General features: G+C 66.3%; 13 protein-coding genes and 1 pseudogene. 8 read left to right on the top strand and 6 right to left on the bottom strand.

Annotated elements, in window-relative coordinates:
- Positions 1–62: 62 nt before the first annotated feature.
- The gene (locus ACFXKN_RS24950) at positions 63–1265 is read right to left on the bottom strand and encodes a transcriptional regulator (protein WP_379433942.1); all 1203 of its coding nucleotides are present in this window, start codon (positions 1263–1265) and stop codon (positions 63–65) included.
- Positions 1266–1653: 388 nt separating this feature from the next.
- Between ACFXKN_RS24950 and ACFXKN_RS24955 the strand changes: the two genes are divergently transcribed.
- Together ACFXKN_RS24955 and ACFXKN_RS24960 are read left to right on the top strand one after the other, a co-directional pair.
- The gene (locus ACFXKN_RS24955; RefSeq protein ID WP_379433943.1) at positions 1654–1965 is read left to right on the top strand and encodes a hypothetical protein; all 312 of its coding nucleotides are present in this window, start codon (positions 1654–1656) and stop codon (positions 1963–1965) included.
- Complete coding sequence (locus tag ACFXKN_RS24960; RefSeq protein ID WP_379433944.1) at positions 1962–2537, top strand: Fic/DOC family protein; 576 nt, start codon at positions 1962–1964, stop codon at positions 2535–2537. The genes ACFXKN_RS24955 and ACFXKN_RS24960 overlap by 4 nt, the downstream gene beginning before the upstream one ends.
- Before the next feature lie 38 nt (positions 2538–2575).
- On the opposite strand, the gene ACFXKN_RS24965 is transcribed toward ACFXKN_RS24960, so the two are convergent.
- Positions 2576–3361 carry a helix-turn-helix domain-containing protein gene (locus tag ACFXKN_RS24965; RefSeq protein ID WP_379433945.1) on the bottom strand — a complete coding sequence of 262 codons (786 nt, stop codon included), beginning with the start codon at positions 3359–3361 and terminating at the stop codon, positions 2576–2578.
- Between the two features lie 265 nt (positions 3362–3626).
- Entirely contained in the window at positions 3627–4208 is a 582-nt protein-coding gene (locus tag ACFXKN_RS24970; protein WP_379433946.1) for a TetR/AcrR family transcriptional regulator, read from the bottom strand.
- Between the two features lie 87 nt (positions 4209–4295).
- Between ACFXKN_RS24970 and ACFXKN_RS24975 the strand changes: the two genes are divergently transcribed.
- The 3 genes and pseudogenes from ACFXKN_RS24975 to ACFXKN_RS24985 all read left to right on the top strand — a co-directional run bounded on the left by ACFXKN_RS24975 (position 4296) and on the right by ACFXKN_RS24985 (position 8817).
- Positions 4296–4499: a hypothetical protein gene (locus ACFXKN_RS24975; protein WP_378940635.1), complete on the top strand. Its 204-nt coding sequence runs from the start codon at positions 4296–4298 to the stop codon at positions 4497–4499.
- A gap of 510 nt (positions 4500–5009) precedes the next feature.
- Positions 5010–6677: a recombinase family protein gene (locus ACFXKN_RS24980; protein WP_378940634.1), complete on the top strand. Its 1668-nt coding sequence runs from the start codon at positions 5010–5012 to the stop codon at positions 6675–6677.
- A 63-nt stretch (positions 6678–6740) separates the two neighbouring features.
- Positions 6741–8817, top strand: a pseudogene (locus tag ACFXKN_RS24985) (thioredoxin domain-containing protein).
- Between the two features lie 191 nt (positions 8818–9008).
- Here the strand turns inward: ACFXKN_RS24985 and ACFXKN_RS24990 are convergent.
- Together ACFXKN_RS24990 and ACFXKN_RS24995 are read right to left on the bottom strand one after the other, a co-directional pair.
- Complete coding sequence (locus ACFXKN_RS24990; RefSeq protein WP_379433947.1) at positions 9009–10490, bottom strand: adenylate/guanylate cyclase domain-containing protein; 1482 nt, start codon at positions 10488–10490, stop codon at positions 9009–9011.
- A 115-nt stretch (positions 10491–10605) separates the two neighbouring features.
- On the bottom strand, positions 10606–11271 hold the full coding sequence (locus ACFXKN_RS24995) for a hemolysin III family protein (protein ID WP_379433948.1): 666 nt from the start codon (positions 11269–11271) through the stop codon (positions 10606–10608).
- Between the two features lie 106 nt (positions 11272–11377).
- On the opposite strand from ACFXKN_RS24995, the gene ACFXKN_RS25000 reads away from it, so the two are divergent.
- Positions 11378–12160, top strand: a complete 783-nt coding sequence (locus tag ACFXKN_RS25000) for an isoprenyl transferase (RefSeq protein ID WP_378940631.1) — start codon at positions 11378–11380, stop codon at positions 12158–12160.
- Between the two features lie 264 nt (positions 12161–12424).
- Positions 12425–13540 carry a hypothetical protein gene (locus tag ACFXKN_RS25005; RefSeq protein WP_379433949.1) on the top strand — a complete coding sequence of 372 codons (1116 nt, stop codon included), beginning with the start codon at positions 12425–12427 and terminating at the stop codon, positions 13538–13540.
- Positions 13541–13574: 34 nt separating this feature from the next.
- Here ACFXKN_RS25005 and coaA read toward each other — a convergent pair whose 3' ends face one another.
- Positions 13575–14507 carry a type I pantothenate kinase gene (gene coaA / locus ACFXKN_RS25010; RefSeq protein ID WP_379433950.1) on the bottom strand — a complete coding sequence of 311 codons (933 nt, stop codon included), beginning with the start codon at positions 14505–14507 and terminating at the stop codon, positions 13575–13577.
- 199 nt (positions 14508–14706) lie between these two features.
- Here coaA and ACFXKN_RS25015 point away from each other — a divergent pair, with 199 nt between their 5' ends.
- The gene (locus ACFXKN_RS25015; RefSeq protein ID WP_379433951.1) at positions 14707–15915 is read left to right on the top strand and encodes a DUF885 domain-containing protein; all 1209 of its coding nucleotides are present in this window, start codon (positions 14707–14709) and stop codon (positions 15913–15915) included.
- Positions 15916–16045 lie beyond the last annotated feature (130 nt).

Genomic DNA, 16045 nt, shown 5'->3' on the forward strand with positions numbered 1-16045 from the left:
ATGAATCGTGACGCCCATCACTATCCCTGCTGAGGGTTGATGAAACGTTGAAGCCGGACCGATCAGGCGCGAAGGGCGCTGTGCAAGCGTGCGGCGGCGACCGCGCGACGTGCATCGCGGGTGGGGAGCAGTGCGAGTGCGTGTTCGTGGACGGCGATGTCGTCGGGGGCGGAATCGCCGTATGACAGTGCGTGATTCGCGTCGGGGCTGTTCAGGACCGCGTTGCGCATGGCGACTTCGAGGTAGTCGCGCCACTCGCTGATGCCGGGTGTATCCGAATCAGGAAGCAGCGGACCGTGATACAGGCGAACAGCGGTGTCGAGATCGCCTCGCTCGATGGCACGCAGCACGTCGACGGCGTCGCAGGACAGGGCAGTGGTGAAGCGGTAGACGCGACTGGTGATGTCGCCGCCGGTGGCGCGGCGCAGGTACGACATCTCCGATTTCAGCGTGCTCGCGCCGACCGCGCGGGCACCGTAGACGGCGTAGTGCAGGCGTTCGTGGCTGTAGCCGTCGGTGTCGAGGGCGAGCAGGGTCAGGATCTCGAGGTGGCGTGGCCGCAACCGGATCTGCTGACCGTCGCGCATCAACCTGCCGGAACCCAGGCAGGTGAGCCGCATCCCGGCGGACGCGGGCACGGCGGCGTGCAATTTCGACTCGATGGCACTGGTCATGGTGCGCACGGTGGCCATGGCCAGCGGATGCGAGCGCTTCCAGGTGGTCGACAGGTCGAGCACGCCGAGCAAGGTCCCGTCGGGGGCGCGGATCGGCGCGCAATAACAGACCCAACCATGCAGTGCCGCCACCAGATGTTCGGCCGAGAACACCGTGTGCGGTTGGTCGGTACGCAACGCCAAGGACAACGCGTTGGTCCCCATGTGCGCCTCGTCCCACCGCCCACCGGGCGCGAAATTCACCTGCTCGGCCCGCCTGCGCATAACGGGCCCGCCATAGGTCCACAGAATCGTCCCCGAAGCATCGGTGACTGCCGCGACGTACCCCGCGTCATCGGCGACACTGTGCAACTGCTCTTTCAACTCGGTAACCGGCCCCCGCAACGGCGACTCCGCCCACCGAGGCCCGATATCGGTCTCACTGACCGGCGCGTGATCCCGCCCCGGATCCACCGTCCGCAACGACCGAGACCAAGACTGCGCCACCTCGGTCCGCACCCCAGCCCCCGAAACCTCCACCCCGCCCGGCACCCACATTGCCCACTCCCGCTCCAGCGCAGCGCGCTGCGCGGAAAGCGTGAGCTGCACCATCTCGGGTCTTCCTAACTAGACGAACCGGGCAAGGATTCCACATTTCATCATGCCTCAGCACCGCCCGCTGAGCAGCGGTTTCGCCAGCCCATACCGCCGCAACGGCGAGGCGGATTTGCCTCATCGACTACCAAGCCGCCGATGGCCATCGCGCGTCCACGGTCATCTCCGCCTGGTCTGCGTGCACGTGCCGCACCAATGATCAGGTACATGTACGCCTCTTCGGAATACCTGATGATGTCCTCGGAGCGGCCCGCATCCATGGCCTGCCCGGATTGGGCAGATCGCGTACAGCGATACTCAGGCGTGCCGCGGCCGGTCAGCAGGCGGAGCGTAGTTTCGGAGGATAAAAGGGCCAATTGTGTATGCAATTGTGTACACTTTTTGTATGGAGACGCTATCGGTTCGTGAGGCGAGGGAGCAGTTGTCTGGTCTTTTGGCGCGGTTCCGTAAAGGTGATCGGCGACCGGTCGGGGTCGGGTCGCATCGCAAGACCGAGGCGGTGATGGTGCCGGTCGAGGTGTTCGAGGAGTTGACCGCGGAGCGATCACGGTCGTTGGCGCAGGCTGCGGCTTCGGTCAGGGCCGAGGGTGAGTCGGCGAGTCCGGCGGCCGAGGGAATCATGGGGCAGTGGGCGCGTGGCGAGATCAGCACCACGCGGATGCGTGAGCTGATCCGGGGCATGCACGGCGCAGCGTGACGGTGGATCCGTACCTAGACCCCGAATCAGGTGTGTGGCGTAATCGGCTCGGGATCGTTGACGCCGCTTCCTTGCGCCAAGCGGAGGCCGATCTGAGTCAGGCTGCGCTGGCCGACCTAGGTATCAGATCGCTGCCTGGTCGCTACGACCTACAGCACCTGTGCGCGTTCCACCGTGAGATCTTCGCTGATGTGTACCTATGGGCAGGGGAGGTTCGAACGGTCGGTATCGCCAAATCGGATCCGTTCTGTCTGCCGCGCCACATCGCGGGTTACGCATCGGAGGTTTTCGCCGCTCTCGCGGCAGACGGGCACTTGCGCGGGTTGAGCCGAACCGACTTCATCGCGAAGCTGACCCATTACTTCGGCGAGGTCAACGCGATCCATCCGTTCCGTGAGGGGAACGGTCGTACTCAGCGGGCGTTCTTTCATCAGCTCGCTCGTGAGGCCGACTGGGTGATCGACTGGTCCGGCCTCGAGCCGGAGGAGAACGTGCAGATGTCGATGGCATCGCTGCGTGGTGACAACGGACCGATGCGCGATCTGCTAAATCGGCTGGTACGGCAAATTTAGCTTCTATCGAGCCGCTGAAGCCGTCGCGGCTATGACGCTCAGCCGGGCTGGATGATGCGGGTTCCGAGGTCGAAGTGGATGCCGGCTCCGAGCATTTTAGTGGCGGGTAAGCCGATCATGGCGCGGAAGGATTCGCTGAAGTGGGAGGGGGTGGCGAAGCCCGCGTCGATGGCGGAGCGGGTGAGGTCGTGGCCGTTGACGGCGCTGCTCACCGCGCAGACCATGCGATTCCAGCGTTGGTAGCCGCGGAAGGTGGTGCCGCAGTGCTGGGTGAACAGGTGCAAGAAGTGGCCCGTGGACAGGCCTAGGTTCGCGGCGATCTGGTCGGCGCGCAGGGTGTTGGCGGGCTGGTCGCGGATCGCGGCGGCGAGCCTGGAGATCCGTGCGTCGGTGCCGAGGTTCGGGCCCGCGATGGCGCGGCTGTAGAGGAGATCCGGGTCGGCGACGGGTTCGCCGCACAGCTCGACGAGTTCGCGCTCGCGGCGGTGGCTCAGGCCGAAAGTGCCTGCGGCGGCAGTCATCTCGTCGGCGATCATGGTCGCGGGCGCACTCGACGGGTCGATGAACAGCACCAGAATCCACCCCTGCGTGGCAACGACGCGGTGCGCGGTGCGGGCAGGCGCGAAGGAGCTGCCGGTGCGAATCGGACCGCGGGAGGTGTGCACGATCAGCGGCCCGTCCAGCCCTACGGTGAGCATCGCGACCGGCGGCGAATGCGTGTCGGGCAGCAGATCCGGCCCGATGTACCCGATGTGCCCCGGCCGGACCCACGCGGTCGGCGTCCGCACCGATCTGCGGATCTCCGAACGGGTATCGATGCTCACCCTCACCAGGGTATCGACGTGTCGCCGGGTCCGCCGCAACAGCAACGCGAACCGTTGTCGGTGGGGTGATGACGACGTGTTCTACAACCAGCTCACCCCCGAACCGGAGGCGGAGAAATACGAGCGTGGCCAGTGCGAAACTGCTCTGATCGCAGGGGAAGTGCGAGCAGGTCGGGCAGCAGCGAGCAGTCAAGAACACGATGCGCGCTGACGCGAATACTAGATCGTTCGTTCTTGTATGAACGCGGTGAGGCTGCCGGGTTTCTCAGCCCAGGATCGACGCGGCTACCCGGCCCGCGTCGCGCAGGCGGGTGGCGGCGTTGGGGGTGCGTTCGAGGACCCAGATTCCCTGGAAGAAGACCAGGAGGAAGCGGGCAAGCGCGCGCGGGTCGGCGTCGGGGGCCAGTTCGTTCTGGGCGTGGGCGCGCGACAGGGCGGAGGCCAGTGCGGTTTCGGTACGCGCCCAGTTGGATTCGACCAGCCGGGCGACATCGGGGTCGCGGGCAGCCAGTTCGACCGCGGCGGTGGTGACCAGGCAGCCGAGGAATCTGTTCTCCGCGCACGACTCGTTCACGAACCGATCGATCAGGCCCTTGACCGCGGGTAGCGCCGGGCCGGGGCGGGCCAATTCCGCGGTGATCCGCGCGTCGACGAGCTCGAGGTGACGTTGCAGCGCCTTCATGAAGAGCTCGTGTTTGCAGCCGAAGGTCGCGAACAGGCTCGCCCTGGCGATGCCGAGGTGCTCGACCAGATCCGCGATCGATGTCGTCTCGTAGCCGCGCTGCCAGAACAGGTCCAATGCGCGATCGAGGACGACGTCGGGGTCGAATTCCTTGGTGCGTGCCATATTCCACGATGCTAGGTCTATTGCGACCGATCGGTCAAATATGCCAAACTTCGTCCCGCCATCCACAACTACAGAACAGGACATGTGATGAAGAAGCTTGTCGTTGTCGCCGCTGTGATCGCCGGGCTCGTCGCACCAGCCGGTGTGGCCGCCGCGGAATCTGTCGCCGCACCTGCCGCTCCGACCTCGGCTCCCGCACCGGTGGGCTCCTCGTCGGCGGATGTGTTCTGTGCCGTCATTATTTTCCTGAAGGGCGGCTGGGCAGGTCGGCCCGGCGACTGTTCGTTCTGATGAGTGTGGTTGCTGTCCCGAGGGATTCGTCGAACTCGGGACAGCAACCCGGCCGGTAGTGGCCGGGGCTGATACGGCGCGGTACAGGAGGCGCTGATCGCTACTGGTTGCCACCGGGAGGCCGGCGAGACAACACTGTTCTGTGCCCAGCTTCATCAGGTAGGCGCGCGTCCGGATCTCGCGGCGGCGGTGCTGCGGGCCTCACTTGCCCGTTGCCCGGTAGATCTGCCAGTCGCCGACGAGATGGCCGCGATGCTCACCGGACTCGGTATGCGTGTTCGCTGATCGCGAACCGTGACAGTCATCCGCGATCGGCGGCCGCAGGGAGCCGGGGACCGAGGCGGTGCATCAGCAGCCACTGTCGGCTGCGGCCAATCGGACGACGGGTCGGTTGGCAGTGGCGACTCCTGTTGCGGCGCTTCGGCTCGGTAGACGGCAGTGAATCGGACACCGGCAACTAAGGATACCCGCTGGTACACGCCGTGAGTTGAAAGTATGATCGGTGCTGTTATGTCCGACACCTGGGGGGTTGATGTGGCACTTGATGATTCGGATGCACTGGACTCGGGTGCAGTCGCCCGAATCGACGTAGCGGAGCGGGGCGTACCGTCGGGAATTCCGAGTCCGGCAAACCTGATCGAGGACGAGGTGTTGTGTGTCCTTGTCTATGCTCGGATCAGTGACCTTTCAGGAAAGCGGGGGGATCCTGAGAAGCGCCTCGACGGCATCACCAACCAGCATGCCGCGGGGCGTCGAATTGCCCGCCGGGAGAATCTGATGGTTGTCAAGCGGTATACCGACAATGATCGCTCCGCCAGTAAGGGTGATTACCGGCCAGATTTTGAATCCATGCTGACGGACCTACATCGAGGATGCACTCGCGAAGGCTACCGAGTTCATGGTGTTATTGCGGTTGACGAGGATCGAATTTACAAAACTCCGGAACAATGGGATCGATTCATTGCGGCGTTCCGTTCGTTTCCCGATCGGGTTTTCGCTGACTACTCTGGTATGCGAGATCTGTACGAGGAGGATGCTGAGGATGTCGGATTGCGCAGTGTGGCAATTTCGATGGGTGAGAACCGGAAATGCAAAGCGCGAGTTCGGCGCTGGCATGAAGAGCAGGCGCGCCGGGGTATCGCTCACACCGGTGGTCGGGTATTTGGCTATCGTCCGGTAATAGCGCAGCCCGGGAAGATTGAAGTAGTCCCACGGGAAGCAGATGTGATCCGCCTGGCCGTAGGTGCGTGCGTTGAAGGGCAATCCCTGGCAAGTATCGTCCGGCTATTCCAGGCGTCCGGTCTGAAGACTGAGAAGGGTGGTCCGTGGCGGCGCCAGACTGTCAAGCAGATCATATCCAGCCCTCGCAACGCAGGACTGCGGATTCTCGGCGAGGAGCTCGACTTGCTTCGTGACGACAACGGTCATCCGGTAATTGGTGAGTGGGAGGCAATTATTTCCACTGGTGACTGGGAATCGGTTGCTGCACGGTACCCGCCACGGAACCGACGCGCGCGTACGGACGCGCCGCCAGATGCTAAAGCGGGCAGTGCTCGCAAGTACCTTTGTTCGGGGCTGCTGCGGTGCGGCAAGACTGTCGACGGAAGACTGTGCAATGGGGTCATGATTGGATTTTCTACGGAGAAAGACAGTCGTAGTAAATCGAAATATCGATATTCGTGCAGGTCTTCTGCTGATGGAGGTTGCGGCGGCGTAAGTGTTGCCGGGGAATGGATCGATAAGGCAGTCTCTGATGCAGTTCTCGGGATGCTCGAATCCCGACCGGTTATTGAGCGGGAAACATGGGCTGGTGAGGCGGAACTCTCTGATGCCATTCGTCGGCGAGATGCCTTCGAAGTGCGATGGAGCAGTGGCGAGGAGTCCGACGATCGGTTCTATCGACTGTCGCCCCTCCTCGATCAGAATGTGGACGCCTTGCGAAAGGCGAAGGCGGAGTACGAACGCGCACATGCTTTGTCGGTCGATTTTGTGACGGATTGCCGCGAGCGCTGGTCTGAACCGGTCAGTGCAGGCGGCTACGACCTGGACCGGAAACGATCGATCATCCTCGCGGAAGTTTCCGCCGTACTGGTCTACCCAGTGGGGAAGGGGACTCAGAAGCGTCCCCACAGCAGTATTCGCATGATCACGACAATGGCCGGACATGCAGGATCGTAGTGTAGGAGCGGCTTGGCGCTGCTGCTGCCGCACTGTGGGTCGAACCCGGGGTACGGTGAACAGATGAATCGGTTAGGCGAAGCCACATCGCCCTACCTGCGCCAGCACGCGGCTAACCCCGTGCACTGGCACGAGTGGGGAGAGGAGGCAAGTAGCGAAGCGACCAGGCGAGACGTGCCCATTTTACTTTCAGTAGGGTATGCGTCTTGCCACTGGTAGCTGCGCTACTTACCAATCATGGTGTCATGTGATGGCGCACGAGTCGTTCGAGGATGTGGCGACCGCAGAACAGATGAACGCCGATTTCGTCTGTGTGAAGGTCGATCGGGAGGAGCGCCCCGATCTGGACGCGGTGTACATGAATGCCACCGTGGCCATGACCGGGCAGGGCGGCTGGCCCATGACGTGCTTCCTCACACCCGACGGTGCGCCGTTCTACTGCGGCACCTACTACCCGAAGCAGCCGCGCGGGGGGATGCCGTCGTTCACACAGTTGCTCACCGCGGTGGCCGAGACCTGGCTCAACCGGCGCGATGACGTGGACAAGGCCGCGCGGCAGGTGACCGATGCGCTCCAGGCGCAGGCATCGGGGCTTCCCGACGCCGAATTCACCGTTGTCCCTGAGCTTCTCGACCAGGCTGTGCTGGCGATCGCCGCCGACGAAGACTCGACACACGGCGGATTCGGTGGGGCACCGAAGTTTCCGCCGTCGGCGCTGCTGGAAGGACTGCTGCGGCACTGGGAGCGGACCGGCGACCAGGCGGTGTTCGATCTGGTCGAGCGCACGGCGGAATCGATGGCGCGCGGCGGGATCTACGACCAGTTGCGCGGTGGGTTCGCGCGCTATTCGGTCGATGCCGGGTGGCTCGTACCGCACTTCGAGAAGATGCTCTACGACAACGCCCTGCTGCTGCGCGCCTACGCCCATCTCGCGCGCCGCGCGCCCGTCACCCCACTGGAGTCGTTGCCGCACAGGGTGACTCGCGAGACAGTCGAATTCCTGCTCGGTGATCTCGGGACCACGGGCGGTGGTTTCGCGTCGGCCCTCGATGCCGACACCCATCTCGAACCGGGCGGTCCCGGTGTCGAGGGCGCCACCTATGTGTGGACGCCCGCCGAGCTGATCGGCGAACTCGGCCCGCTCGAAGGGATTTGGGCGGCAGACGCTTTCGGCGTCACCACCGGGGGCAATTTCGAACAGGGCACCTCGGTGCTCACCCGCCACAGCGACCCCGTCGACGCCGAACAGGCGTCGCGCTTCGATCGACTGCGCGCGCGGCTGTTCGAGGCCCGCACGCTGCGCCCGCAGCCCGCCCGCGACGACAAGGTGGTCACCGCCTGGAACGGCATGGCCATCACCGCGCTCGCGGAATCCGGTGCGGCGCTGGAAGAACCGTCGTGGATCGCCGCCGCCGTGCGCTGCGCCCGCTACCTGCTCGATGTCCACCTCGTCGACGGCAGACTGCGCCGCGCCTCCCTCGACGGTGTCGCGGGCACCCCGCCCGGCGTCCTGGAGGACTACGCCTGGTTCGTCACCGGCCTGCTCGCCCTCTACCAGGCCACCGGCGAACCGGACTGGCTCGCCGCCGCACAGTTGTTGCTGGACAACACGATCGACCACTTCGCCGACTCCGAACGACCCGGTAACTGGTTCGACACCGCCGACGACGCCGAAACCCTGGTAGCCCGCCCACGCGACCCCGTCGACGGCGCCACCCCCTCCGGCGCCTCCGCCCTGGCCGAAGCCCTCCTCACCGCCTCCGCGGTCGCCGACCCCGACCGCGCCACCCGCTACCGCGAACTCGCCGACCACACCCTCACCCGCGGCGCGCTCCTGCTGGCCCGTGCCCCCCGCACCGCGGGTAACTGGCTCTCGGTCGCCGAAGCGTCGGTCCGCGGCCCCTACCAGATAGCCATCGCCGCCACCGAAAAGTCATCCACCACAATGGAACTCCTCGCCGCGGCCCGCGCCGCGGCCCCCGGCGGCTCGATCATCCTCGCCGCCCCACCGAACGCCGCCCCCCTCCTCGCCGACCGCCCCCTGGTCGACGGCGCCCCCGCCGCCTACGTCTGCCGAGGCGCGGTCTGCGACCTCCCGGTCACCGATCCGGCCGCCCTGACCGCATCACTTCGACGGTGAGCCGATCCGTGCATCGCCACGCCTGATCCATCGGCCGACCGGCACGGCGTATGTGCCGGGCCGGAATTCGTCGGTGACCGCCGACCGTGATCGTGACGGGTCTTCGTGCCGACACTCCGCTGCTTCGCCGATCGCGGTGTATGCCGAGGCGTCAGGGTGGGGCACGCCCATGTGATGCGTGCGCCTCGGACTCACTTACCCGGCGAGATGTCCGTCCAGGTCCGGGTTCGGCCGGGGATTCCGCGCAGGCGTAAGTCCTTGTGGCGCTTCCACTTGGACCGCTCGGCCGGTGTGGCGGCCTGCCAGATCGAATCGCTCACCAGCACGCGGCGCGGCACTTCCTTCGCCACGTCGGTGAGCCGGGACGCCTCGTTGACCGCGTCGCCGATGACCGTGAATTCGAGGCGGGTGTCGGCGCCGATGTCGCCGGCGAACACCTGGCCGCGGGCCACGCCGATGCCGACGTCGAGTTCGCCGGTGGCGACTACTTCGTCGCGGATGCGCCGGGCCGCGCGGAGGGCGGGGGTGGCGTTGTCGGCCAGGGTGGAGGGGGCGCCGAAGATGCACAGGGCGGCGTCGCCCGCGAATTTGTTCACGAGGCCGCCGTTGTCCTCGGTGGCCGCTACGACGGTGGCGAGCAGCCGGTTGAGCTTGTGCACGAAATCCTCCGGCGCCATTTCGGCGGAGAGCCGCACCGAGCCGGTGACGTCGACGAACAGCGCCGAGACGATGCGCACATCGCCGGTGAGGTCGGTGCTGCCCGCCAGCGCGCGTTCGGCCACGGTGGAGCCCACGTGCCTGCCGAAGACGTCCTCGGTGCGCATCTGGTCGCGCAGTGTGGCGGCGAGTTCGTTGACGGAGTGTTCGAGCCGCCCGATCTCGCTCGCGCTGCCCACCGGCACCCGCACATCGAGTTCGCCGCGGGTGATCCGGTCCAGCGCCCGGTACATCGTGCGCATCGGGGTGGCCACCGAGCGCGCGAGCAGCGCGGTCGCGAACGTGCCGACACCGAGCGCGACGATCGAGAACAGCCAGGCGGCGCGCACCCGGTCCGACGCGGAGGTGGTGGAATCGCTCAACACGACGATGATGATCAGTCCCGGCAGCGCACTGGATACCGCCCAGGTGACGAGCACTTTGACCAGCACAGTCGAGCTGGGATCCACGGTGGGCCCGAGCACCGAGGCGACAATGGGCACGGCCGGTCGGATCAGCCGGTCCAGGATCAGATAGGTCGCGCCCGCCGCTTCGAGTCCGCCGAGGGCGAATGCCGCCAGCAGCACGGTGACGTTGTGATATTCGGTGAATCGGTCGATCAGCCACACGGTCAACACGACACCCGGTGCCCACAGCGCGATCACGCGCGCGGTGATCGCGGCGGGCAGCCGGATCAGGACCAACGCTTCCTCGGGTGTCGGTTTGCGGTTGTCGTCGAGCCAGCGCATGTACCGGCGCCGGTCGTAGAGCGAGATCCCGATGCCTGCGAGGAAGCCGACAACCGGATAGATCAGGATCAGCGCCGCCGCGTCACTCCAATCGGTGCCGACCCGGCTGAACACCCCGCCCGCCAAGCTGACCAGGAAGATGGCCGCGGCCCCGACCACATTGGCGGAGGTGACCACCAGCGCCAGTCCCCAGTAGGACTGCAGCGCCCACCGGACCAGCCGGTTCACCGCGCACGCCCGGCCCCGGCGCCCGAGGACGCCCGGGCATCACGAGCTGCGCTGACCGGTGACACAACTATTGAGCATAGAAGGCACGCGGGTTCACGCCACGCGCACGCGCCGTTCAGCCGAGCACGACGAGCCAGATCGCGACGTAGTGACACAGCGCCGCGACCACCGTCGCCGCATGGAAGATCTCGTGATGCCCGAAGTCGGGCCAAGGATTGGGCCACTTGGTCGCGTAGAGAACAGCGCCCACGCTGTAGATCACCCCACCGACCGCGAGCAGCACCAGCGGCGCCACTCCGACGTTGTGCAGTAGCTCGGGAACCACCGGCACGATCGCCCACCCGAGCAGCAGGTACAGCGGCACCCCCACCCAGGCGGGCGCGGTCGGCCACAACACCTTCAACGCGACCCCCGCGATGGCCCCCGCCCACACCACGACCAGCAGGATCTGCCCGGTCCGCCCGGGCAACCCGAGCAGCGCGAACGGCGTGTAACTGCCCGCGATGAACAGGAAGATCATCGAATGATCGGCCCGCTTCATCCGCACCCTGGTCCGCACGCTCGCCCAGGTGATCCGGTGATACACCGCGCTCACCCCGAACAGCGCGCACACCGAAACCCCGTAGAGCAGCGTCGACCAGCCCGCGGTCAATGACGTCAGGAACCCGAAGACCGCGAGCACTGTCACCGCGACAGCGGCTACGCCCACTGCCCAGGTGTGAATCCATCCGCGAAACCGCGGCTTCGAGTGCCCATCGGCCTCAGTCCGAACCGCCTCCACGAAACCTCCCAAGCCAAAACCTACGGTACCGTAGGTTACCGGCTCGAGGTTACGGCAACACCGGGGAGGCGGGGGAGTGAGGCAGTTCCAGGCGTAGGGTGCGGCTGTGGAGTCGTTTCTTGGTCGGGTGCGTGGATTGCCGTACCGCATCTACGAAGCCAGGCTGTCGCAGCAGCTGGCAGACAAGCAGCACCCTCGCCATGTCGCCGTGATGTGCGACGGCAATCGTCGCTGGGCGCGCGAGAACGGGTTCACCGATGTCAGCCACGGCCATCGGGTCGGCGCGCTGAAGATCGCCGAGCTCGTGGGCTGGTGTTCCGACCAGGGCATCGAGATGGTCACCGTCTATCTGCTCTCGACCGAGAACCTGCGCCGCGATGCCGATGAGCTCGAGACGCTGTTCGAAGTGATCACCGATGTCGTCGAGGAACTGTCCGCCCCGGAGCAGAACTGGAGCGTGCGGATCGTCGGGTCGCTCGAGGGTTTTCCCGAGCTGATCGCCAAGCGCCTTCGGGTGGCCGCCGAGCGCACGAGCGGGCGCGATGGCGTGCATGTGAACGTCGCGGTGGGGTACGGCGGGCGTCAGGAGATCACCGACGCGGTGCGGTCGCTGGTGCGCCAGGAGATCGCGTCGGGGGAGTCGGGTGAGGATCTGGTGCAGTCGATTACGGTCGACGCGATCGGCCAGCATCTCTACACCTCCGGCCAGCCCGACCCGGATCTGGTGATCAGAACCTCTGGTGAGCAGCGACTTTCGGGTTTCCTGTTGTGGCAGAGCGCCTATTCGGAGATCTGGTTCACCGAGGCGTACTGGCCGGAATTCCGGCGCGTCGACTTCCTGCGCGCACTAAGGGATTACGCCGCGCGCCACCGTCGTTTCGGCGTGTGATGTCGTAGCCCTCGCGATTCCGGGTATCGCCCAGGAGATCCGCAAGCCCGAAATCGCGGCTGTCCGCGACATCGACCTGGCGACCAGGCTCGACGGGGCCTGGAAGTTGTAGTGGAGTACGCGCCCGATCCTGGACGTCCCCCGGCTAGGCATACCTCCGCATTCGCTCCGGCTGTGGGCACGTCTTTGGGCGGCTGCGCCGGCTGTGTCCATTAGGCTGCCGCACGAGACCGGGCCCGACGACACATTGCAGGGGTGTGAGCTGTGGGAGTTGCGACGAAGGCGAGCGGATGGCGTGCGCGGATCGCGGTGCTCGGTGCCGCGTTGGTCGTCGCGGGCTGCGGCGGGGTCGACCAGCCCGCGCCGCCACGACTGACGCCCGCCGAGGAGCAGGCCGCGAAGGGCCCGGTGTTCGCCTATCGCACCGACGCCGAGCTGGCGGTGGTGCGCGGCGCCGAAACCGTCAGGGCGCCGGGCAGTTTCGGCTATTCGTCGGCCGCGGTCTCGTTCACCAGGGACGGGCAGTACGCGTTCGCGGTGGAGACGAGCAGCAAGACACTGGTCGCGCTGGGTGTGCGGGACCGGTCGGTGACGCGCATACCGTGCGACTGCACCGACGCGGTCGCGTTGCGTGGGTCGGTCGTCGGCTGGTGGCGGGAGCCGGGACAGATCATGAGCATGGATCTGGCCGGTACCGAGCCCGCCGGACCCGAACGGGAGATCGTCCTGCCGGATTCGCCGAGTCCACTGACCGGCGGCGGGTGGGACGGCGCCAAGCTCGTGGCGGCCACCGACGAATTCGTCCTGCTGGCTCGCGTCGAATCGCGTGGACTGTGGTGGGAGAAGAGCCACCTCTACGCCATCGGCGCCGACGCCATCCTGCCGCTGGGCCGCGTGCCCGGCATAGACGCCGGACTCTCGGCCGCCGCCGGACCAGACGGGCACACCTTCGTGCTGGCAGGCGCGACCGCGCGCAGCGCCACCTGTGGCAGCGGCAATGTGGCGACCATCGACGCCGCCACCAACGGCGTCCGGGCGCTGCCGACGCTGCCGGGCGAGTGCTCGGCGGCCTACAGCCCCCGCTGGAGCACCGACGGCTCGATCACGATCGCCACTCGTAAATGGGCCGACCTAGCGGGCGCGCCGAGCACGGTCGACCGGCTGCAGTCGGCGGCGCAGGGGTGGGCACCGGTCGGGGAGTACCCGGTGGTCGACATGCTCCCGCGGGCGCAGGAGTCGATGATCGAGGTGGTCGCCGGTGAGCCGACCGATGCGCGCGGCACACCGCACGGGGTGTTGGTTGTCCACAAGGGCGACGCCCGTGAGGAATTGGCGCAGCAGGTCATTTCGCTGGGTGCGCCGACCGCCACGACCGACTGATTTTGTTCGCGGAACCTGTTGCCGCGCAGGCTGATCAGAGCTTGCGCAGCCGCAATCTGTTGATCGTGTGGTCGGAGTCCTTGCGCAGCACCAGGGTCGCGCGCGGACGGGTCGGCAGGATGTTCTCCACCAGGTTGGGCCGGTTGGTGGAGTTCCAGATATCGCGCGCGGCCGCGGTGGCCTGCTCGTCGCTGAACGCCGCATAGTGGTGGAAGTGCGCGTCGGGGTCGGCGAAGCCGGTCTTGCGCAACGCCAGAAAGCGCTGCACATACCAGTTCTCGATGTCCTCGATGCGGGCGTCGACATAGATGGAGAAGTCGAACAGGTCCGACACCATCAGTCGCGGACCGGTCTGCAGCACGTTCAGGCCCTCGACGATGAGAATGTCGGGCTGACGGACACAGTGCTTCTCGTCGGGCACGATGTCGTAGGACTTGTGCGAATACACCGGCGCGCACACCACTTCGGCGCCCGACTTCACCTCGGTGACGAACCGGAGCAGCTTGCGCCGGTCATAACTGTCCGGGAAACCCTTGCGGTGCATGATGCCGCGGCGGATGAGTTCGGCGGTGGGATAGAGGAATCCGTCGGTGGTCACCAGGTCGACCCGCGGATGGTGATCCCAGCGCGCCAAGAGCGCCTGCAGCACGCGCGCGGTGGTCGACTTGCCGACCGCGACACTGCCCGCGACACCGATCACGAACGGCACCTGCTTGTCGGGATGCTTCTCCCCGAGGAAGGTGGCGGTGGCGGCGAACAACCGCTGCCGCGCCGCGACCTGGAGATGGATCAACCTGGCCAGTGGCAGGTAGACCTCGGCGACTTCTTCGAGATCGATCTGCTCGCCGAGACCGCGTAGGCCGGTCAGTTCGTCCTCGGTCAGTACCAGGGGAGTCGATTTGCGCAGAGTGCGCCACTGGCTTCGATCGAACTCCACATAGGGGCTCGGTTCGCTCATCCGTGCCACCTACCCGACCCCCCGTCCGGGCGCATCCGCACAGCTTGGCTGCCCGTCTGGTGAGATCCGGGATAACTCTGACCGCATAGCGAGATTGTGCTCCGTGCTCGCCACCGGCGCGCAACAGGGGGTTTGGCTACCAGTCGGTAACTAGTAACAACCCCGAGGTACGGCGCCATTTTCGGATGGACCACGTAATGTCGGGCGGATGGGGTCACATCCACTTGTCACTGAATACCTGCGCCTCGGTTTGGCTTTCGATCGCCTCGAAGAGGGGTTCGTCGACGCCTACACCGGCGATCCGCAGCTGCGTCGCGATGTCGAGAACGCCGCGGTCCCGGAACCCGCCGCGCTGGCCCGGCGCGCCGTCGAGCTGCGGGCGGCACTGCCCGATGCCGGGCTCTCGGCCCAGCGCACCGAATTCCTCGATGCCCACCTGGTGGCGATGGAGTGCTCAGGCCGCAAGTTCGCCGGTGAGCAGATCGGCTTCGTCGAGGAGGTCCGCGCCTACTTCGACGTCGACATCGCACCCGGCGACCCCGACGACTACCGCGAAGCGCACCGGCAGATGGACGAGGTGCTCGGTGGCGACGGTCCGCTCGCCGAACGGGCCGCCACCTACCGCCGCGGCGACGAGATCCCGCCGGAGAAGCTCGCGGTCTGTGTCGAAGCGTTCTCCAGCGCGTTGCGCGAGCGGGTGCGCGATCGGTATCCGCTGCCCGACCACGAGCACGTCACCTATGAGGTGGTCGGCGACAAGCCCTGGTCCGGCTTCAACTATTACCTGGGCAATTTCGCCTCGACGGTCGCGATCAACTCCGACCTCAAACAGCACATGGGCAACCTCCCCGCGCTGATCGCGCACGAGGCCTACCCCGGCCATCACACCGAGCACTGCCGTAAGGAAGCCGGACTGGTCGCGGCGGGCGAGGACGAGCAGACACTGTTCCTGGTCAACACCCCGCAGTGCCTGATGGCCGAGGGCCTTGCCGACCTGGCCCTGCAGTCGATCGTCGGACCCGGCTGGGGCATGTGGGCCCAGGAGATCTACGCCGACCTCGGCCTTCGCTTCGACGGTGAACGGGCCGAACGTTTCTCGATCGCGTCGGCGAAATTGCTGAACGTGCGCCAGGACGCCGCGCTGCTGCTGCACGATCAGCATCGCGGCGAGGACGAGGTGGCGCAGTTCCTGCAGCGGTGGATTCTGGCGACGCCGGAACGGGCGCGGCAGTCGCTGCGGTTTCTGTCCTCACCGCTGTGGCGGGCCTACATCAGCACCTATGTCGAGGGTTACCGGCTGCTCGGTGGGTGGCTCGACGGTGCGGCCGGTGCCCAGGATCGGGTCGAGCGGTTCGGGCGTCTGCTCGACGAGCCGCTGACACCGGGGGCGATCCGGCGGATGAGCGTTACTGGATGATGGCGCAGCCGCCGGGGTCGAACTGCTGTGTCATCGGTCACCGCCGGACGGGTCGTTACGCCGTGTTCGCCGTGTTCGATGGCTATCGAACCTGGTCAGGCGTGCTGTGACGCTGGTCTCTCGGGTGGCG

Source organism: Nocardia sp. NPDC059195 (assembly GCF_042754695.1).
Classification (GTDB): domain Bacteria; phylum Actinomycetota; class Actinomycetes; order Mycobacteriales; family Mycobacteriaceae; genus Nocardia.